Source organism: Mycobacterium sp. NGS34 (assembly GCF_059812845.1).
Genome location: NZ_JCALDM010000001.1, coordinates 390,309 through 410,169, shown reverse-complemented (window position 1 = coordinate 410,169; position 19,861 = coordinate 390,309). Strand labels below are relative to the sequence as shown.

General features: G+C 68.2%; 19 protein-coding genes. 8 read left to right on the top strand and 11 right to left on the bottom strand.

What is annotated here, in order from left to right; genetic code table 11:
* The first annotated feature begins 32 nt into the window (after positions 1–32).
* A complete protein-coding gene (locus AC5Y7V_RS02035; RefSeq protein WP_499878376.1) occupies positions 33–2,954 on the top strand; it encodes a helix-turn-helix transcriptional regulator in 2,922 nt (973 codons plus the stop codon).
* A 6-nt stretch (positions 2,955–2,960) separates the two neighbouring features.
* Here AC5Y7V_RS02035 and AC5Y7V_RS02030 read toward each other — a convergent pair whose 3' ends face one another.
* The gene (locus AC5Y7V_RS02030; protein ID WP_499878375.1) at positions 2,961–3,230 is read right to left on the bottom strand and encodes a DUF4242 domain-containing protein; all 270 of its coding nucleotides are present in this window, start codon (positions 3,228–3,230) and stop codon (positions 2,961–2,963) included.
* A 76-nt stretch (positions 3,231–3,306) separates the two neighbouring features.
* Positions 3,307–3,765, bottom strand: a complete 459-nt coding sequence (locus AC5Y7V_RS02025) for a MarR family winged helix-turn-helix transcriptional regulator (RefSeq protein ID WP_499878374.1) — start codon at positions 3,763–3,765, stop codon at positions 3,307–3,309.
* Positions 3,766–3,840: 75 nt separating this feature from the next.
* On the opposite strand from AC5Y7V_RS02025, the gene AC5Y7V_RS02020 reads away from it, so the two are divergent.
* Entirely contained in the window at positions 3,841–4,782 is a 942-nt protein-coding gene (locus tag AC5Y7V_RS02020) for a CE1 family esterase (protein ID WP_499878373.1), read from the top strand.
* Between the two features lie 82 nt (positions 4,783–4,864).
* The gene (locus AC5Y7V_RS02015) at positions 4,865–5,353 is read left to right on the top strand and encodes a nitroreductase family deazaflavin-dependent oxidoreductase (RefSeq protein WP_499878372.1); all 489 of its coding nucleotides are present in this window, start codon (positions 4,865–4,867) and stop codon (positions 5,351–5,353) included.
* Between the two features lie 3 nt (positions 5,354–5,356).
* Here the strand turns inward: AC5Y7V_RS02015 and AC5Y7V_RS02010 are convergent, their stop codons facing one another.
* Positions 5,357–5,965, bottom strand: coding sequence for a TetR/AcrR family transcriptional regulator (locus tag AC5Y7V_RS02010; protein ID WP_499878371.1), 609 nt, complete (start codon positions 5,963–5,965; stop codon positions 5,357–5,359).
* Positions 5,966–6,033: 68 nt separating this feature from the next.
* Here AC5Y7V_RS02010 and AC5Y7V_RS02005 point away from each other — a divergent pair, with 68 nt between their 5' ends.
* From AC5Y7V_RS02005 to fadD1, 3 genes are all read left to right on the top strand, one after another.
* Positions 6,034–6,864 (top strand): alpha/beta fold hydrolase, encoded by an 831-nt coding sequence (locus AC5Y7V_RS02005; RefSeq protein ID WP_499878370.1) that lies wholly within the window; start codon positions 6,034–6,036, stop codon positions 6,862–6,864.
* Positions 6,865–6,900: 36 nt separating this feature from the next.
* On the top strand, positions 6,901–7,662 hold the full coding sequence (locus AC5Y7V_RS02000; RefSeq protein ID WP_499878369.1) for an SDR family NAD(P)-dependent oxidoreductase: 762 nt from the start codon (positions 6,901–6,903) through the stop codon (positions 7,660–7,662).
* A gap of 287 nt (positions 7,663–7,949) precedes the next feature.
* Positions 7,950–9,593, top strand: coding sequence for a fatty-acid--CoA ligase FadD1 (fadD1, locus tag AC5Y7V_RS01995; RefSeq protein WP_499878368.1), 1,644 nt, complete (start codon positions 7,950–7,952; stop codon positions 9,591–9,593).
* Here the strand turns inward: fadD1 and AC5Y7V_RS01990 are convergent.
* The 7 genes from AC5Y7V_RS01990 to AC5Y7V_RS01960 form a co-directional block, all read right to left on the bottom strand.
* Entirely contained in the window at positions 9,532–10,185 is a 654-nt protein-coding gene (locus AC5Y7V_RS01990; protein ID WP_499878367.1) for a PadR family transcriptional regulator, read from the bottom strand. The genes fadD1 and AC5Y7V_RS01990 overlap by 62 nt on opposite strands.
* Complete coding sequence (locus AC5Y7V_RS01985; protein WP_499878366.1) at positions 10,182–10,604, bottom strand: Zn-ribbon domain-containing OB-fold protein; 423 nt, start codon at positions 10,602–10,604, stop codon at positions 10,182–10,184. Before AC5Y7V_RS01985 ends, AC5Y7V_RS01990 begins: the two co-directional genes overlap by 4 nt.
* Positions 10,601–11,767, bottom strand: a complete 1,167-nt coding sequence (locus tag AC5Y7V_RS01980; RefSeq protein ID WP_499878365.1) for a thiolase family protein — start codon at positions 11,765–11,767, stop codon at positions 10,601–10,603. Before AC5Y7V_RS01980 ends, AC5Y7V_RS01985 begins: the two co-directional genes overlap by 4 nt.
* Positions 11,757–12,086, bottom strand: coding sequence for a hypothetical protein (locus tag AC5Y7V_RS01975; RefSeq protein WP_499878364.1), 330 nt, complete (start codon positions 12,084–12,086; stop codon positions 11,757–11,759). Before AC5Y7V_RS01975 ends, AC5Y7V_RS01980 begins: the two co-directional genes overlap by 11 nt.
* 1 nt (position 12,087) lies before the next feature.
* On the bottom strand, positions 12,088–14,421 hold the full coding sequence (locus AC5Y7V_RS01970) for a CaiB/BaiF CoA-transferase family protein (protein WP_499878897.1): 2,334 nt from the start codon (positions 14,419–14,421) through the stop codon (positions 12,088–12,090).
* A 2-nt stretch (positions 14,422–14,423) separates the two neighbouring features.
* A complete protein-coding gene (locus AC5Y7V_RS01965; RefSeq protein WP_499878363.1) occupies positions 14,424–15,761 on the bottom strand; it encodes an amidohydrolase family protein in 1,338 nt (445 codons plus the stop codon).
* A gap of 213 nt (positions 15,762–15,974) precedes the next feature.
* On the bottom strand, positions 15,975–16,547 hold the full coding sequence (locus tag AC5Y7V_RS01960; RefSeq protein ID WP_499878362.1) for a TetR family transcriptional regulator: 573 nt from the start codon (positions 16,545–16,547) through the stop codon (positions 15,975–15,977).
* Positions 16,548–16,609: 62 nt separating this feature from the next.
* On the opposite strand from AC5Y7V_RS01960, the gene AC5Y7V_RS01955 reads away from it, so the two are divergent.
* A complete protein-coding gene (locus AC5Y7V_RS01955; protein ID WP_499878361.1) occupies positions 16,610–17,710 on the top strand; it encodes a DUF1214 domain-containing protein in 1,101 nt (366 codons plus the stop codon).
* Positions 17,707–18,879: a sulfotransferase family protein gene (locus tag AC5Y7V_RS01950; RefSeq protein ID WP_499878360.1), complete on the top strand. Its 1,173-nt coding sequence runs from the start codon at positions 17,707–17,709 to the stop codon at positions 18,877–18,879. The genes AC5Y7V_RS01955 and AC5Y7V_RS01950 overlap by 4 nt, the downstream gene beginning before the upstream one ends.
* Before the next feature lie 39 nt (positions 18,880–18,918).
* On the opposite strand, the gene AC5Y7V_RS01945 is transcribed toward AC5Y7V_RS01950, so the two are convergent.
* On the bottom strand, positions 18,919–19,785 hold the full coding sequence (locus AC5Y7V_RS01945) for a hypothetical protein (protein ID WP_499878359.1): 867 nt from the start codon (positions 19,783–19,785) through the stop codon (positions 18,919–18,921).
* Positions 19,786–19,861: the final 76 nt, after the last annotated feature.

Sequence of the window (19,861 nt, the reverse complement as noted above, 5' to 3'; positions counted from 1 at the left end):
ACCAGCCAAATCGGCGCGGTTACCTTGATTCCATGGCTGATCCCACGGCCCAGTGGGTGCCACCACCCCTTCCGGCGGAACTGCTGGCACGCCGCCGCGGCCCGCTCGTCGGCCGCGCCGCGGAGCTTGCCGCGTTCGAACAGGCCTGGGAACGCGTCGAGGGCGGCAATCGCCAGGCGGTCTTCATCGGGGGGGAGCCCGGGGCGGGCAAGACCCGCCTGGCCGCCGAGGTGGCCGGATCGCTGGCCGACCATGGCGTCGCGGTGCTCGTCGGGAGCTCGACGGCCGACGCGGACGTGCCGTACGCGCCGTTCGCCGAGGCGCTGGATCGGCTGCTCATCGCGACTCCGCCGGGTTCGATGGCGGAAATTCTGGCCGACGCGGGAGGGCAGCTGCGGCGGCTGTCAACGCAGGTGGATCGCCATTTACCCGATATCGGCCGGGCCGACGAGGTCGCGGCGCCCAGGCAGGCGCTTTTCGACGCCCTGACCGGTTTCCTGCGGCGCCTGGCCGTCGATCGCCCCATCGCGTTGATCCTCGACGACCTGCATTGGGCGCAGCTGCCCACCCTCGTGATGCTCGAACGCGTCCTGATCGGCTGCGCCGACGTCCGGATGCTGGTGGTCGCCACGTTCCGGTCAACCGAACCCGACCGCTCCGACGAGCTCACCACCCGGCTGGCCGAGCTGCACCGCTTCGACGGGGTGCGGCGCCTGGACCTCGCCGGGCTGGACACCGAGGCGATCGCCGAGTTCGTGCGGCGCACCCAGCAGCTGGCCCCCGCGTCGGCGCGCACGGCCGCCGCCCTGCTGCGCGACAAGACCGGTGGCAATCCGTTCTTCCTGACCGAACTGGTCAGCGACCTCGAGGTCCGCGGCGGGCTGGCCACGCTGGGTGTGCAGCAGACCGTTCCGGCGTCGATCGGCGACGCCATTACCCGCCGGCTCAGCGGGCTGGGCGCCGGCGTCCGAGTCGTGATCGAACAGGCGGCGGTGCTCGGCGAGACGTTCGACCTGCCCGCGCTCATCGCCGCCAGCGAAACCGATCTCGCCGCGACGCTGGCGGCCGTCGATTCGGCCGAAGGCGTCGGGCTGATCCGGCCGGTCCGCGACTCCGACGGCGAGTTCGCGTTCGTGCACGCGCTCACCCGCGAGGCCGTCGTCGGCGGAATGGCGGCGTCGCGGCTGCGGATCATGCACGCGCGGGCCGCCGAGGCCCTCGAGGGCCGGGCCGACTCGTCCGTCGTTCCCCGGCTGGCAAACCACTACCTGCGGGCCCACGTGCTCGGCTACCACGAACAGGCGCTGCGCTACGCGCACCAGGCGGCCCGGATGGCCGAACAGAGTCTGGCCTACGAGGACGCCGCGAGATGGTTCGAGCGCGCGGCGTCGCTGCCGGAACTGAGCCGCACCGACCGGGCTCGGCTGGACCTCGATGCGGCCGCCAACCACGTGCGCGCCGGCGACTTCGCGCGGTCGCGGGCGATCTACGAACGCCTCAGCGCGATGGACGATCCGCTGATCCGGCTGGGGGCGGCCGTCGGCTACGAGGAAGCGAATTGGCGTCGGGGACAGTCGGACTCGAAGGCGGCCGACCTGCTGGCGGCGGCGCTGGAATCCTGCGGGTTGAATAGCGATGACCTGCGCTATCTGCAGGCACTCGGCAGTTTTGGGCGAGCGCTGGCCTTCGCCGGGGAGGCGGCGCGGGCGCGCGAGGTGGGCAACAACGCCATCGACCGCGCCCGGGCCACCGGCGATCAGGCGGTGCTGATGCACGCGCTCAAGACGAGCCTGTGGCAGGGGCTCACCCCGGAGATGTGCGAAGTCCAGGCGGAGCGATCGGCCGAGGTATCGCTCATGGCGCTTCAGCGCCGCGACTACGAGGTGCTGGGGGCGGCCGCGCATTTTCGCGCCATGGTCAGCTATCTGGCCGGCCGGCCCGACGACCTGGCCGCGTCGACCGCGGACATGCGGCGGGCGGGCCAGGCGTGCGGACAACCGGTCTTCGGCTTCGTCGGTGCGTGCGTCGAGCAGGCGCTGGCCTACCTGCGCGGTGACTTCACCGGCGCCGAACGGTGGGCCGACATCGCTTTGCGCACAGGCGATTTGTTCGACGCGGACGACACGGCGGGCTCGAACGGCGTGCAGATGTTCATGATCCGCCGCGAGACCGCGGACCTGAAGAGCTTCGCCGGGTTCATCGACGGCACCGAGACGTTCGCCGGGCGGTGGGTGCCCGGGCTGCTCGCGTTGTACACCGAGCTCAACTGCGAAGCGGGCATGACACGCGCCCTCAATCATCTGCTCAACCGCAAACTCGGCGGTCGCAGCGACGAGGCGCAGTGGCCGATGGAGCTGGTGTTCATGGTCGAGGCGGCGCTGGAGCTGGGCAACCGCGAGGCGCTGCATGCCCTGCGCCCCTACATATCGCGCTATGCCGGCAAGAACCTCGTCGCCGGCCAGTTCGTCGCCCTGTTCGGCAGCGCCGACCGATACCTCGCCCGGATCGCGGCACTCGAAGGAGACACCGCCGCGGCCGAGCGGCATTTCGCCGCGGCACTCGAGATGGACCGCCGCATGGGCTCGGTGGTCCACATCGGCGAGACGCTGGCCCGGCACGCGCTGTTCGCGGCGTCGCGCGGGCACGCCGAGGAAGCCCGCCGCCTGGCCGACGAGGCGCGCGCCATCGCCACCTCGATCGGACAGAACCGCGTCGTCGAGCTGGTGGATGCGGTGCTGACCGTCGGTTCTGTGGGCCCGGACGGCTTGACGGACCGGGAGGTCGAGGTGCTGCGGCTGCTCGCCGAGGGGCTGAGCAACCGGGCGATCGGCGAGCGCCTCTACATCAGCACCAACACGGCCGCCAACCATGTGCGCAACATCCTGATCAAAACGGGCGCCGCGAACCGCACCCAGGCGGCGATGTATGCCGCCGATCACGAACTGCTCGGTTGAACGTCCTCAGATATCGGAGAGCCCACCGTCGGGCATGACGCGATCGCGCACCTCGACGATGACGTCGGCGGGCAGCCCCGCCCGCGCCGCCGCGGTCCTGATGGCCTCGGGTGAGGGTGCCTCGTACAGGCAGTAGGTCTTTCGCTTGTCCGCCGACAGGAACGAGTACATCCAGCGAACGCCCTCATGATCGTTGATCCGGTTGATACCGTCGGCGACCTCGAAGCTCGGTTCCATTTCCTCGGCAAAGTTGCGCTCGACCATGAAGATGGGCACGACGGACTCCTGTCATTGTCTTGGGTCGAACCTACGCCCCGCGTTACGCTCAACGCCAGCAAATTGCCGGCCGGTGTCAGTCGGCCGCCGTGTCCGCCTCGCTCGACAACAACATCTCCAAGGTGTCCCGCAATTCCCCCAGCCGCCGGGGCCCGAGGACCTCGGCCCACCGTTTCTCCAAAGCGACTGCGTTGGAGCGCATCACGCGCAGCGCCTGCCGACCGCGCGGCGTCAGCTCGATGATCCGGGCCCGGGCGTCACCGGGATCGGTTACGCGCGTCACATATCCGTGCCGCTCCAAGCTGGCTATCCCTTGGGCCACCGCCTGACGGCTCACCTTGAGCCGGTCGGCAAGGTCGGACGCGTGCAGGCCGCCGGTCGCCAGCGGCACCAGCGCAACGGCTTGCGCCGGGCGGATCCCGTCGAGGCCGGCCGCGGCGAAGGCCGCCCTCAAGCGGGGCGCCCCCGAGGCGGCCACCAAATTCACCAGCGCCGGCACGGTGGGCGTCCACTCGGCATCGGCAACGCGTCGCATGCAGATGAGTGTGCCACCCGGACCGATTTTGACAAGATACTTGTCAAATATCGCGGTAGATGCCACGATGGCTTCATGCGATCGCTACGCGCTCGGGTGTTCGGTGCCTGTCTCGTCTCGGCCCTGGCCGTCGTGCTCGGCGGCTGTGTCGGCGGTGGGCACGCACTGGGATCGCCCGGCTCCCAGTCGATTCCGGTCGGGCAGTCCACCCAATCCATCGACTCCGGCGGGGTCAGCAGGACCTTTCACCTGTACCGGCCGCAGGGACTGCCCGACGCGGCGCCGCTGGTGGTGATGCTGCACGGCGGCTTCGGCAACGGCGCGCAGGCCGAGCGCTCCTACAACTGGGACGCCGAGGCGGACGCCGGACATTTCTTGGTCGCCTATCCCGACGGCCTCAACCGCGCCTGGAACGCCGGGACGTGCTGCGGCGAACCCCAGCGCGCCAACACCGACGACGTCGGCTTCCTCACCGCGATGGTGGGAGCCATCGAGCAGGAGATCCCGATCGATCGCGCGCGCGTCTATGCCACCGGCATGTCGAACGGGGCCATGATGGCGCTTCGACTGGGTTGCCAGAGCGACACCTTCGCCGCGATCGCGCCGGTGGCCGGAACACTGCTGACCGACTGCTCCCAAGCGCGACCGACGTCGGTGCTGCAGATTCACGGCACCGCCGACGAGCGAGTGCCCTACAACGGCGGACCCGGAAAAGCGTTCGCTATCAACGGGAATCCACGCGTCGACGGCCCGTCGGTCGAGTCGGTCAACGCCACCTGGCGCTCCATCGACGGGTGCGGGCCCCCGACCTCGACCACCGCCGGCAGCGTGACCACACAAAGCGCCGGATGCCCGGACGGGCGCACCGTCGAGTTGATCTCGGTGGCCGGCGCCGGCCACCAATGGCCCGGCGGCCAGCCCAGCCCGCTCGCGGAACTCGCGGGAATTCCCGAACCGTCGACGGCGCTCAACGCCACCGACACCATCTGGCAGTTCTTCACCCAGAGCCACCGCTGAGGCGGCCCTGCGGGGCCTTGGTCCCTCCGGCCACGGTCTTTCGGCCGCCGCGAGTGAATCGGCGACTCGATACGCTCGATACATGCGGATTCCGCGTTTGTTTCGAGCAACTTTCAGGTTTGTCCTGGTGCTGGGCTCCATCGCGACGGCCTGGCTGCTGGCGAGTTATGCCCTCGCGAAAGCCATGCAACACAACAAAGCGCTGCGCCCTACGCTGCTCAAGCCCTACAACAAGGTGATCTCGCCCATCGCGGGCAAGCGCCATTCCCCGTATGCGCTTCTCGAACACGTCGGACGCCGTTCCGGGCGCACCTATTCGACGCCCGTGGGGGCCTTTGCCTACGAGGACGGGTTCGTCATCGGGCTGTCCTACGGCGCCGACGTGGATTGGTGCCGAAACGTTCTCGCGTCCGGTCGTGCAACCCTGACGTGGCGTGGACAAACGTTCGCCCTCGAGCGCCCCTCAATCATTCCCATGAGCACCGCAGTGCTGCAGGCGATCCCGTCGTATTTTCGCCTGCCGGCGCGGGAGCTGAAGCAGTTCCTGTTCCTGCATCGAGCGACCGCTTGACGATCAACGCTCGTCCATCATCGCGTCGATCAGCCGGTGCAGCACCTCCCCCGTCTCTCGGCGGGCGCGTTTCGGATCCTCGGCGGTGGCGATGGCCATGGCCGCCTCGTCGAGCGCGCCGATCAGCACGTGGGCCAGGGCTCGCACCGGCTGCTCGGCAAGCTGACCCGCCTTCATGGCCTCGGTGAGCAGCTGTTCGGTCATGCCGAGGCTGTAGCGCTGGGCGACGTCGCGGAAGGCGGCCCAGCCCAGCACGCTGGGCGCGTCCAGGAGGATGAGCTGCCGCACCTCCGGGTCACCCGACACATCGAGCCAGGCGTCGACGGCGGCCCGGATCGCGTCGGCGGGCGTCGTCGCTCCCGACTGCGCGACGATGGCGCCCATCCGGGCCATCACATCCTGCTCGACGGCCTCGACCACTTCCGCGAAAAGCGTTGCCTTGTCGGCGAATTGGTGATACATCGCGCCGCGGGTCACGCCGGCGGCCGTGGCGATCTCCGGCGTCCCCACCTCCGCGTACCCGCGCAGGCCCCACAGCTTGCGCGCGGCCGAGATCAGCGCGTCGCGGGTCGCCGCGGAGCGCTCCTCCTGAGTCCGTCTCTTGATTTCCATACAACCTGTTGGTAACTTACGAACAGACAGCCTGTTTGTAAATCTACCTTTCGATGTAGGAGCTAGCCATGTCGACGATCGACATTAGTGCCGGAACCATTCACTACGAAGCAACCGGACCCGAGGACGGCAGGCCCGTCGTGTTTGTGCACGGGTACATGATGGGCGCGCAGCTGTGGCGCCAGGTCGGCCTGCGCCTCGCCGATCGCGGGCTGCGCTGCATCGCCCCGACCTGGCCGCTGGGCGCGCACCCGCAGGCGCTGCGCCCCGGCGCCGACCGGACCATCAACGGCGTGGCCGGCATGGTCGCCGAGGTGCTTGCCGCCCTCGATCTCGAGGACGTGGTGCTGGTCGGCAACGACACCGGCGGGGTGGTCACCCAGCTCGTCGCGGTGCATCATCCCGAGCGGCTCGGCGCGCTGGTACTCACCAGTTGCGATGCGTTCGAACACTTTCCGCCGCCGATCCTCAAGCCCGTGATCCTGGCGGCCAAGTCCAAGGCGACGTTCAAGACGGTGGCCCAGGCGATGCGCTTGCCGGCGGCGCGCAAGCGCGCGTTCGACGGCCTGGCGCATCGCAACATCGACGACCTGACGGAGGCGTGGGTGCGCCCGGGGTTGTCCGATCCGGCCATCGCCGAAGACCTGCGCCAGTTCACGCTCTCGCTGCGCACGGAGGTCACCACCGGCGTGGCCGCGCGGCTGCACGAGTTCGACAAGCCCACCCTCATCGCCTGGTCGGCCGACGACGTGTTCTTCGAACTCGGCGACGGCGAACGCCTGGCCGCCACCATCCCGAACGCCCGCCTCGAGGTGATCGAGGGGGCGCGGACATTCTCGATGGTGGACCAGCCGCAACGGCTCGCCGACCTGCTGTCCTCGATTGCCGTGCGCACCTAACGCGGGCCGGCGCGTGCTGGGCGCTACGCTCGCCGCATGCAAAACGTGCTGCAGGGCAGTCGGATCCTGGTCACCGGCGGAGCGACCGGTATAGGCGCGGCCGCCATCGCAGTCCTCACCGAGGCCGGCGCCGATGTCGTCGCCACCTATCACACGACCCCGCCGCCGGATGACCTAAAGGCCACCTGGCTGCAGTGCGATGCGCGCGACGCCGACGCCGTCTCGACGATGACGCGGCAAGCCGCCGAGCACCTCGGCGGGCTCGACGTCCTGGTGAACGCCGCCGGGCTGTGGCAGGCCGGCATCCCGGGTTACATCGGACCCGACGAGATCTCGTTCCTGCTGGACACCAACGTCAAGGCCACCATCCTGACCAATCAGGCGGCCTACTCGGTGATGAAAGAGCAAAATCCCAAGGGCGGCAGGATCATCAACTTCGGTTCGTCCGAAGCCGTGCAGGGCAGCGCGATCTCGGCGGTCTACGCCGCGACGAAGGGCGCGGTGCAGGCCTGGACGCGATCGGCCGCGAAAGCCTGGGGCGCCGACAATGTCACCGTCAACGCGTTGGCTCCCGCGGTGCAGACACCGGGCTCCGACCGGTTCCGCGAATTCCTCGGCCCGGACGCGAGCGCCCTCATCGACCAGCAGATGCAGCTGATGATCCCGATCGGCGGCGCGCTCGGCGAACCCGCGCGAGACGTCGGGCCGATGCTGGTCTTCCTGGCCGGACCCGGGTCGGGCTTCATCACCGGTCAACTCCTGGCCGTCGACGGCGGCCTGATGATGGTGGGCGGATAGGCACTCCGTGTCGGGATTCTGAGATTTCACGACGGAATTCGCGCGCTCGATTCCGGAGCAGGACCAGCGATCTGTGGAGCTCAAACAGCACGGGACAATAGTGGCCGTTAGATGCGAACAGACTGGATACACACGCCGTCTTCGACAGGGAACCCTTGGCGAAATGGGCATGAAAACTTCCGCAACACACGGTGGTGCCGGCCCACGGTCCGTCGGAACCGCGAGCCGAGGGGCCCGCTACGATAAGACGGACCGTCTCGTCTCGTAACCGAAGGTGGACCGATCCGATGGCCGACGACACGATTCAGGCGCTGCTGCGCAAGCGCCTGGCCGACCCCGCCGTCGCGGTCAAATACGGCGATCTGCAATGGACTTGGGATCAATACCTGGCCGAGGCGACGGGGCGGGCGGCCGCCCTGATCGCCGCCGCCGATCCGCACCGGCCGATGCACATCGGCGCGCTGCTGGGGAACACGCCCGAGATGCTGGCCCAGATGGCGGCAGCCGGGCTCGGCGGCTATGTGCTGTGCGGATTGAACACGACGCGGCGCGGCGAGGCGCTGGCCGCCGACATCCGCCGGGCCGACTGCCAGTTCGTGGTCACCGATCCCGAGCATCGGCCGCTGCTCGACGGCCTCGACCTCGGGGCAACGCAGATCCTGGACACCTCTACGCCGCGGTGGGCCGAATTCCTTTCGGGCGCGGGCGAACTGGTACCACATCGCGAGGTCACCGCCACGGACGCGTTCATGATGATCTTCACGTCGGGAACCAGCGGCAATCCCAAGGCGGTCCAGGTGTCCCACCTGATGGCGGTGGTCGCCGGGCTCAGCCTGATGGGGCGATTCACGCTGACCGAGCGGGACACCTGCTACGTGTCCATGCCGCTGTTTCACTCCAACGCGGTCGTCGCCGGATGGGCACCCGCCGTGGCCTCCGGCGCCGCGATTGTGCCGGCGAAGTTCTCGGCGAGCCACTTCCTCGACGACATCCGCCGCTACGGCGCCACCTACATGAACTACGTCGGCAAGCCGCTGGCCTACATCCTCGCCACCGCCAAACGCGACGACGACGCCGACAACCCGCTGCGGGTCGCGTTCGGTAACGAAGCCAACGACAAGGACATCGAGGAGTTCGGCCGCCGGTTCGGCGTTCAGGTCGAGGACGGGTTCGGCTCGACGGAGAACGCGGTCATCGTGATCCGCGAACCCGGCACGCCGAAGGGGTCGATCGGCCGCGGGGTCGACGGGGTCGCGATCTACAACAGCGAGACCGTCACCGAATGCGCCGTCGCACGCTTCGACGCCCACGGGGCGCTGGCCAACGCCGACGAGGCGGTGGGCGAGTTGGTCAACACCGCGGGGTCGGGTTTCTTCACCGGCTACTACAACGATCCCGAGGCCAACGCCGAACGCATGCGCCACGGCATGTACTGGTCCGGGGACCTCGCCTACCGCGACGCCGAGGGCTGGATCTACCTGGCCGGCCGCACCGCCGACTGGATGCGTGTCGACGGCGAGAACCTGGCCGCGGCGCCCATCGAGCGGATCCTGTTGCGCCACAGCGCCATCAACCGGGCCGCGGTGTACGCGGTGCCGGACGAGCGGGTGGGCGATCAGGTGATGGCCGCGATCGTCCTCAACGACGGCGCCCGGCTCGATCCCGATTCGTTCGAAGCCTTCCTCAGCGCGCAATCCGACCTGTCGCCGAAGGCGTGGCCGCGCTACGTCCGGATCGCCGCCGACCTGCCCAGCACCGCCACCCACAAGGTGCTCAAGCGCCAGCTGATCACCGAAGGGGCGGCCGCCGGCCAGGGCGAAATCCTTTGGGAGCGCGAAGCACGCGGCACCGCCTACCGGCCCACCGCGGCTAGCTCGGGTCCCTGGGTGCCCGACGGCGGATCTGCCCCTTCGCCCGTCGCACCCGTTTGACAGGGTCTCGGGTTGTGCCGCCGGCGATTTCGTCGCGCAGCTGCGCGATGTTGGAGATCTCCGCGTACAGACCGCGGATCGCGTAGTCGAGCACGGCGAACGAGAAGCGCTGACCCGGGTCGTCGGTGATGCCGAGGTCGCGGGACCGCTGCCGCGACCACAGCGCCTCGTCCAGCCGGGCGCGGGTCGCCTCGAGGTGGCGGTCCAGCGTGTCGACGACGTGTTCGGGGTCGTCACCACGCGCAAGCCAGGTCTTGAGGATGACGGGGTGCTTGATGACTACCCGGTCCTGAGCCGGAAAGTGCTGGACCCACCGGCGCAGCGCGTCGAGCCCGGAGTCGGTCGTCTCGTACAAGGTGATCGACCGCTTGCCGGATTGGGCGCCGGTCTCGCTGACCATCCCCCGCTCCAGCAACCGGTTCAGCTCGCGCCGCACGTGGCTCACCGACGGCGACCAATAGAAATGGCCGACCGACAGTTCGGCGCGCATCTTGATCTCGCCGGCAGTGAGTCGTTCGTCGTTGGCGGCCAGCACGCCCAGCACCAGGTAGGCCGTCACCGGAAGGCCGTTGCTGGTGCGGGCGGGACTCATTGCAGCCCAGTGAAATAGGGCAGGGTCACGTCGGCGCCAACCGAATGGAATTGCACGCGCACGCGCATCCCGATGGCGAGATCCTCCGGGGCCACCCCGACGACGTTGGTCAGTATCTGGTAGCCCTCGTCCAGAGTCACGATCGCCGGCGCGTACGGCGGTTCGAACTCCGCTGTCACCGGACGATGCACCACGGTCCAGCTGTAGATCTCGCCGGCCCCGCCGCTGCGCTCCCAGACCAATTCGGCCGAAAGGCATTGGCGGCAATGCTCGGTCGGGGGAAAGTTCGACAGGCCACACGCCTCGCAGCGTTGGTAGCGCAGCTCCCCCGCCCCGCAGCCCTGCCAGAAGGGCACGCTGAGTTCGCTGCTGGCGTGCGGCACCGGCCCGGTCTGGGGCCGCAAGGGTCCGTATGTCATAGCCGCTCGTCTCCCAGGATCAGCACCGTGGTGAATAAGGCTCCGGCTCCCCCGTTGCTGCAGAACGCGACGTGCGCGTCGGGCACCTGGAGGTCACCGGCCTGGCCGCGCAGCTGCTGGACGGCCCGGACGGCGCGCTGCATCATCTGCGGATTGGAGCCGGCATGGCTGAAGGACATGGTTCCCCCATCGGTGGTGACCGGATGGCTGCCGTCGATCGCGATGTGGCCGTCGGCGACGAACGGGCCGCCCTCGCCGTCGCCGCAGAAGCCGAAAGCCTCTAGCTGCCGGATGATTTCGAAGGAGAACGGGTCGTAGAGTTCGAGCACGTCCACGTCGTCTCGGCGCAGCCCGGCATGGGCGAACGCACGCTCGGCCGCGCGCCTGCCGACCACGCCGTTCACGTGATCGCCGCGCCGGCCGGCGAGGTCCCACGCGGGGGGATGCTGATACGACGGGCCGTGAAAGTCCGCGCCGCTGCCCAGCACGTAAATCGGTTGGCCGGCGACGTCGACGTGGTCGATGTTGGCCACGACCAGGGCGCAGCCGCCCTCGGACGTGGTGGCGCAATCGAGGAGGTGAAACGGGTCGGCAATGGGCCGCGACGCGGTGATGTCCTCCGGCGCGAACGGACCCCGTTGGTAGTAAACGGCTTCGGGGTTTCGCGATCCGTTGTTGCGAATGGTCGCCGCGACGATCGACAGTTGTTCGCGTGTCGTGCCGTAGACGTGCATGTGGCGCCGCGCGATCAACGCGAACTCGGCGGTGGTGAACATCCCCCAGGGGGCGACGAATTCGTTCTCCGGCCTGGTCCACGGGGCCGTGGCCTGGTGGTCGCGGTATTCACCGGCTTGTGCGGCGACCAGGACGACGACGTCGGCCATGCCGTGCTCGATCGCGGTGGCCGCCTCGGTGATCATGCCGACCCCGAAGGCCAGGCCCTGCCAGGCCGGTCCGAGGCGCAGGTCGTAGATCAACGCCGTGGATATGGGACCCGCGCTGATCCCGTCGACGTCGTCAAGGCTCAGGCCGGCGTCGGCGAGCGCCCCGTGAATAGCCTTCAGCGCCAGGCTTCGTGAGGTTTCACCGTCCAGCCGGCGACCCTGCCGGGTGTTGTGCACTCCGACGATCGCCGCGGTCCGCTTCGCCGGGCTAGTTCTCATCCGCCACAACTCCCAGGTAGGTGCCCACCACGTCGTACTCTCTCCCGTCACGCTCGATGGTCCCGATCGTCGTGGCGCGCGCATCGCCTACGGGCGCACCCGCTTCGACGACGTCGATCCGCACGTCGATCGGCCTGGCCGTCTGCGGGTCGGTGATCTCGACGAGCATCGCCACCGCGCGTTCGTCCGCGTCCCATTCGACGGCGGTGATGCGGTGGCGGGCGGTCAGTTCCATCACCACGGAGTCCTGCCGGACCAGGAACCGGACCGGTGCGCACAGCTCGCCGGCGCGCGGCGGGACGCACAGGGTGACCGCCACGTCACAGTCCCGCCGGCCGCGCACTGGTGGCGCCCGAGGCGCGCAATTCCGCCAGATCCTGTTCGGATCGCCCCAGGATTCCGGTCAGCACCTCGTCGGTGTGCTGGCCGTACAACGGCGGCACCCGGCGAATCCAGCGGCGTGGTTTCCCGACGAACGCGAACGGCATCCCGGTGCACAAAAACGAGCCGGCAACCGGGTGGTCGACCGTCTCCCAGAAACCCCGAGCCCGCAGCTGCGGGTCGCTCAGCAGGTCCGCGGGCCCGGTGACGCGCGCCGCCGCCACCCCGCCGGCACGCAGCGCATCGACCGCTTCGGCCACCGAGAGCCGGGCAGCCCAGCCCGAGATCAGCTTGTCGATTTCGTCGGCCCGCTCCCACCACGCGTCGTCCGTGGGGCCGAGGTCGGGTCGGTCGATGAGCGACGCCAGCGAAGCACGTGCGGCGTCTCCCATCGCGGCCAGCGCGACCCATTCGTCGTCGCCGCGGCACGGATACACCCCCTGGGGAGCGGCTCCCGGGCCCCTGTTCCCCTGCCGGCGCAGCTCGATTCCGTTGCGCGAGTACTCGACCAACATCTCGGCGGCCACGTTCAGCGCGGACTCGACCATGGTGGACTCGACATGCATTCCGGTCCCGTCCCGGTCGCGGACCACCAGCGCCGCGACCGCGGCGAACGCGGCGTGTAGCCCCGCCATCGGGTCGCACACGCCGCGTGGAATCACCGGCGGGCCGTCGGCGTGCCCGGTCACCCAGGCCATGCCGGTCGCCTGCTCCATGGTCTGGGCGAAGCCCACGCGGTCACGCCACGGGCCGTCGAGGCCGAACGCCGGCATCCGGACCATGATGGCGCGCGGATTGGCCGCGCACACGGCGTCCCAGTCGAGGCCGAAATTCTCCATCACGCGCGGTGAGAAGTTCTCGATGACGAGATCGCTCGCCGCGATCAGCTCCAGCGCGATGGCGCGCCCAGTGTCCAGGCTGAGTTCGACGCTGACGTCGCGCTTGTTGTTGTTGCTGCACAAGAACACCGGGCCCCACTCCCACCATTGGTCCCAGTCGGGAGGGCGTCCGGCGGAAAACCTCATGCCGTCGGGCCGGCGCACGCCCTCGAGCTTGATCACGTCGGCGCCGAGGGCGCCCAGGAATTGGGTGGCGACGGGTCCCGCCCAAAACGCGGTGAAGTCGGTTACCCGGATGTCGGACAACGGAAGTGCGTCCGCGTCGGTAGCTTGCGGCCTGGGGGGTCGCGGTGGCCAGTTGATGCGGCCGTTGTCCGCGCCCGGCAGCGGCGGCCTTCCGGGCGGGCTGGTCGCCAGCGCGTCGCTGCGATAGGGCACCCGCGGCGCCAGCACCCCGGGTTCGGATTCGACGAAGACGCCGCGTTCGACGAAGTGGTCGACCTTCGGCAGCGTGGCGGGGGTGCCGATGGGGGCCACCGGGATGCGGAAAGCCACCGCGACGTCGATGATCTCCTGCGTGGTGCGGGTCGCCGTCCATTGGGTGACCATGCCGAGGAATTCGTCGCGGCGCTCGACCCGCCCGACGAACGACGCCAGCTCGGCGTCGTCGACCAGGTCGGCGCGATCGATCATCACCAGAAAGTCTTGGAACTGTTGCGCGGTGATGGTGCAGAAGCCGACCAGGCCGTCCGCCGTGGGAACGATCGACGGCAGTTCCAGACTGCGTTGCTGTTGAAGGGAATCCGCGCCCAGCACGCTGGCCGACATGGCCGACAGGCCGCCCATCGCGATCGCCATCGCCTCGTAGGTCGAGACGTCGATGACCTCCCCGCTCCCGCCCCGGGCGGCGCGCCGGGCCGTCGCGGCCGCGACGGGCGCGGCGAACGAGCCGGCCAGCCACTCGCCGAGCCGTCCGCCCGCCTGGACGGGTTCGTCGCCCGGCCAGCCGCGGCCGGCGATCGAGCCGCACAGCGCCTGCAGGATGAACTCGTTTGCCACCACCTGGTTTTCGACGTAGGGCCCCGTGGTGCCGAATGGCGTCACCGCCACCACCACCGCCGACGGGCCGGTGTGAGCGGCAATCGCGTCGAGCGTCCAGCCGTCGGTCAGGTCGGTGAGCACGAGGTCGGCGCCGGCCAGCAGCGCCGGCGCCTGCGCCCGGTCGTCGACCGACTTCTTGCCGGCAGCCAGGTAGGCGAACAGCGCTCCGGGCGGTCCGCCGGCCGACCAGCCGCGCATCGAATCTCCCTGCGGTGATTCGAGTTTCACGACGTCGGCGCCGGCGTCGACGAACATCTTGCCGCAGTAGGACACCGCGATCCCGTTGGACAGCTCCAGCACGCGCCAGTCGGCGAACGGTGCCCGGGCGGCCACGCTCAATTGCCCAGCGTGGTGGCGCGCCCGCCGATACCGGTAGCCTCCGCCGTCACCTGCGACTGCTGCGCGAACTGCGTCATCCGCGTCCACGCGTCGATATCACGCTGGTCGGCCTTACGACCGACATGCGTGACAACATCGACGTCGGTGGCCTGGGAGCGCAAATAGCCGGCACGGGCGTGCTCCTTGGGAACGTACTGGAACGGGTCGAACGAGTATGCGGCCATGGCGTTTTCGTGCGTGATCTTGTTGATGACCGCGTCGTCCAGGTGGCCCATGGTCTCGATGACGTCCTCGGGCGCGAACGGCCAGTTGCTGTCCGAATGCGGAAAGTCGGACTCCCAGCACAACATGTCCTCGTTGAACCAGTCCATGTTGCGCACGCCGACCTTGTCGCTGATGAAGCAGGTGTAGAAGTGGCGCTTGAACACATCGCTGGGCCCGGCGTAGCCGGGCGGGAACTTCGCCAGCGTCCAGCCCGAGTGCCGGTTGTAGACGTGCTCGGCGCGCCAGAGGAAGTACGGTATCCAGCCGACGTCGCCCTCGGTCAAGGAGAACTTCAGCTGCGGGAAATCGGCCCAGAATTCGGCCCAGATCAGCTCGGTGAAGGTGAACATGCTCATCATCGACGAGGCCGTCATCTGCACGCTGGGCGGGGCGTCCGTCGACACCTGCGGGGACCGGGACGCCGAGCCGACATGCGTGCACAGCACCGTCTTGTTCTCGCAGACGGCCTCGAACAACGGATACCAGTACTTGGTGTGAATGCTGGGCATCTCCAACGCTTCCGGGTTCTCCGAGAAGGTCACCGCGTGGCAGCCCTTGTCGGCCAGCCGCTTGACCTCCTTGGCCGCCTCGGCGACGTCGAACAGCGGCAGGATGCCGCAGGGGATGAACCGGCCCGGGTAGGCCGCGCACCACTCGTCGACATGCCAGTCGTTGTATGCCTTGATCATCACCAGGTTGACGTCGCGGTCGGGGCCCTGGTTGAGCACCTGGCCAGAGAAGCCGGTGAAGTTCGGGAAGTTCAACCCCGCCAGCTGGCCGCCCGCGTTCATGTCGCGGACCCGCTCGTCGACGTTGAAGCAGCCCGGCCGCATCTCGTCGTAGCGCGAGGCGTCGATGTTGTACATCTCGCGGGGCTTTCCGGCGACGGCGTTCAGGCCCATGTTCCGTCCGCGGACCTCGCCGTAGTACCACTGCTGGACGCCGTCGGGTTCCAGGACCACCCGCGGCGCGAGCTCCTTGTACTTCGCGGGCACATGCGCGTCGAACATGTCGGCCGGCTCGGCGATGTGGTCGTCCACGCTGATCAGGATCAGGTCGTCCTTGTTCATGCCGCGCTCCTCCGCCGATATAGTGACTAGTAGACAATGACTTCTGTCACAGAGTCAACGGCGCCGCGTGCGGCACGCTTGCGGCAAATGTGCGCTGGCATCGGAATAGATGAATCGGCAGCAAACGCGGCCAACCGCGGAGCCCGTCCGGTTATGAGGGACTATTAGTCCGCATAATGCAGACCGATGTGGTCTGGGGCCGCCGCGCCATGATCACTGGATCGCAATCGCGGCCAGCCCATGACGTACCCGGTCGGGTAGCGATCCACCATGGCTCAGCCAATCGTCCAGGGCGATACGCACGGCGGCCATGGCCAGCGCACCGATCAGCCGAGGCCTGGGATCCTGGGGAGCCAATCGGCGTATCCGCGGCGCGACGAGTTCCGCGATTGCGGCTTCGTAGCGAACATAGATGCGTAGTGTCCAAGCATCCAACGTGTCAGATGACCTTGTCAGGGTGGCTAATTCACGGACCTGGTCCTCGATTTCGGTGAAGCCGAGCGCGAGTTCGTGGAAGGCGCCGACGACGGCGTCACTGGCCGTCAGGCCCGCCGGCTGGGCGGCCAGCGCGTTGGTGATCCGGTTCAGCCAATGGGCGTTCATGCCCTCGGCGACGGCGTCTTCCTTCGAGCTGAAGTAGCGGAAGAAGGTCGCCCGCCCGATGGCCGCCGTGTCCGCGATCCGGTCCACGGTCGCTCCCGCCAGACCAACGCTGCCCACCAGCTCCGCCGCCGCCTCGGCGATGCGCTGACGCGTCGCCGTACGCCTGCGTTCGGCGAGCGGCATTCGCTCACGATTTCCACCAGAACCGCTTGCCAACGGATGAGACATAGTCTAAGCATAAGACTATGTCTCAAATGACGGCGGGACCGGCCGCTGAGGTCGCCCCCAAGGCGCGCGCCGCGTGGCAGTTCTTCCAACAGATGCTGGGCGATGTCACCAATATCGTGACCGAGGACGCCGAATCGGAACGCGAACTCCTCGAAGGGCTGCGCGTCATCGCCCGCGTCTCGTCGCTGTGCTCACAACTGTCCGTCGAGGCCGATCCCGACCGGCCGGCCTTCTTCGATATGTGTTCTCCGACAAGGATGGTCGGCGGGCCCAACCCCGACGGCAACTACTACCTGGCAATGATCCGCGGTGACCGCCGCTACCGGATCACCGGCACCCGGGGCACGAGCGCCTACCTCGGATTTCAGATCCTGGCCGGCACGGGCCTGACCCCACGCCGGATGGCCAACTACATCAGCGACACCGACCTGACGCTAAGCGGCGACGAGTTCGCGCTGGTGCTCGCTTCGGAAGAGCCCGCCGATCTCGCCGGCGCGCAGTGGGTGGAGATTCCCGACGACGCGTCATCGGTGGTCGTCCGGGAGTACATCGGCGATCCCGCCTCCGAGACGTTGGCCACGATGCGAATCGAGGCCCTGGACCCCGACCCGGTTGCACCGTTGACCGACGCCGAGCTCGCCGACCAGTTCACCGCGATGGCGTGGTCGCTGATGAAACTCGTTACGCTGCACCGCACCATCAAGCCCGAGCTCCTGAACACGCCCAACACCCTTTTGACCGCCGAGGCCGCCGACCTCGGTGCCGCCGACACAACCCCGGACAACCTGTACATGCTGGGAACGTTCCGGCTGGAACCCGGCCAGGCGCTGGTGCTCGACATCGAGCCACCCGACACCCGCTACTGGAACGTGACGCTGGAAAGCCTCTGGCACGAGTGCCTCGAGCCGCGCCGCCGGCACAGCTCGGTGACCAGTCGGGCGGTGCGGCCCGACGCCGACGGGCGGGTGCGGATCGCGATCTCGGCGGAGGACTTCGGTCTCGGCCACTGGCTCGACACCGGCGGCCGGCACCGCGGGTTCGTGGTGGTGCGCTGGCTGGACAACCCCAGCCCGCCCGGCGTCTCGGTGTCCGTCCAGGACGGCAGGGTCCGGGCATGACGCTGCAGGAGCGGTTCGCCCCGGAGCGGCTGATCGCGACGGCCTGCGAGGAGGCGGGAAGCGACGATTTCGGCGACGACGGGTGGCAGGACGGGCTGCAGCGGCTGACCGACGGGCTGGTCGACGAGGCACGCCTGTCGGCGATCGGCGTGGAGATCGCCTACCTCGACGTCATGCGCGCCCTGAAGAACCGGCTCGGCGTAATCGACTGGCGCAAGCAACATCCGGAGATCGCCCGCAAGCCGATCACGACGCCGATCTTCATCGTCGGCCAGCCGCGCACCGGCACCACGATCCTCTACGACCTGCTTGCCCAAGACCCGGACCTGCGAGCGCCACTGACCTGGGAGGTCGATGCGCCCTGTCCGGTCCCGCAGCCCGAGACCTACCACACCGATCCGCGTATCGCGCAGACGCAGGCCAGCATCGAACTCTCCGAGCAGATCATCCCTGGGTTCTTGGCATTTCACCCGATGGGGGCGCTGGTCGGGCAGGAGTGCGTGCGCATTACGGCGAGCGAGTTCACCAGCATGATCTTCTCGGTGCAGTACCGCCTGCCGCGCTACTACCGCTGGCTGCTGTACGAGGCCGACCATGCCGGGGCCTACCGCTTCCACCGAATCTTCCTGCAGCACCTGCAGTCCGGCGTCCCCGGTCAGTGGCTCCTGAAGTCGCCGGCGCACCTGTGGCACCTCGACACCCTGCTCGCCGAATACCCCGACGCGCTGATCGTGCAGACCCATCGCGATCCGCTCAACGTGATCTCGTCGATCGCCGCCCTGACCCACCACCTGCGGCGGATGGGCAGCGACGAATCCAACATCGCCGAGTGCGCGGCGCAGTCCTACGAAGAGGTGGTCGTCGGACTCGACCGCGGGATGGCCCTGCGCGACAGCGGCGCGGTGCCGCCCGGCCGCGCGGTCGACGTGCTGTTCACCGATTTCATGAACGACCCGTGGACCACGATCAAGGACATCTACGAAAAGCTCGGCCGCGAGCTGAAACCCGAGGCCGCCCAGCGCATGCGCGACTTCCTGTCCGCCCATCCCGGGGACGGCGGCGGCAGCCGCTACACGTGGTCGGACACCGGCCTGGACGCCGACGAGGTCCGCGAGCGGGTGCGCGCCTATCAGGACCGCTACGACGTGCCGACCGAACAACTGCGCTAGCGCGCGACTCGCGAGTCCGGCTTCTCGTCCCCGAGTACCTCAACCCTTTTTCGCGGAACCCGTTTCCGCCGTGAGAATCTCGTTAGCGCGCTGGTCGACATACCGGGTGACGGCGTGCTGACCCGCCCCAAAGACGACCGCGAGGAACAGATTACCGATCAATGTGTTCGACGATCCAACATGCAGCACGTCGGCGTCCAAGATCAAGAGTCCAACGACCGCGACCAGCGGGCCGAGGACCATCTTCAGTAAGCCCTGCTGGAGCGGCAGATTGAACGGACTGTGGTCCGAGGGGACCTTGGACATGGCGGGTATCCCGGTGAACAACGCGCCGACGGACCCGAAGAGCATGACCAGGAAGAGGTAGTGCCAGGGCGAAGCCTTGAAAGTGCCGGCGGGCAAAGTGAGAAAATGATCGTCGCCGAACAGCCACTGCGCCAACAGAATCAGCGCAGAAACAAAGAGGCAGACCCCGGATGCAAGGAGCAATCGGTTCCTGAGATACCGCGCCTCTTGGTTGCTGCGGTCCGAGTTGTCGTGCGAGGCTCGCAAAACACCAACGATGGACGGGCGCAGATCCGCGGCATTGGTATGGGACGAATCCGCCAGCAGCGCTTGCAGCCGCTTCTGCCTCTTGTCGTCACTGTCCAGGTGCAGGCTTGCGCATGCCAGGGCTTCGGTACCGCGGGCAGTCAGTTCCGCGTCGGGCAGCAGATCGACCGTACGCTCCTCGACCTCACGAAGGCGAGCCCACGCGCGCTCGATCTCGGTGCCCCACCACCACTTTCGAATACCGACTCTGCTTTGCGCCGCGTTACCCGCGTCGGACAGAAGACTGTTGATGAGGAACGCGCGTTGCTCCTGCTCCGGACGATTCTTCAGCTCGAGGCGGGCCAGGTCATCCAAGAGCGTGATCCGATGACGTTGGACCGTTTGCCTCCAGGGTGAGGTCCATCTCCACGACTTCGGCAGCCCCGACTCA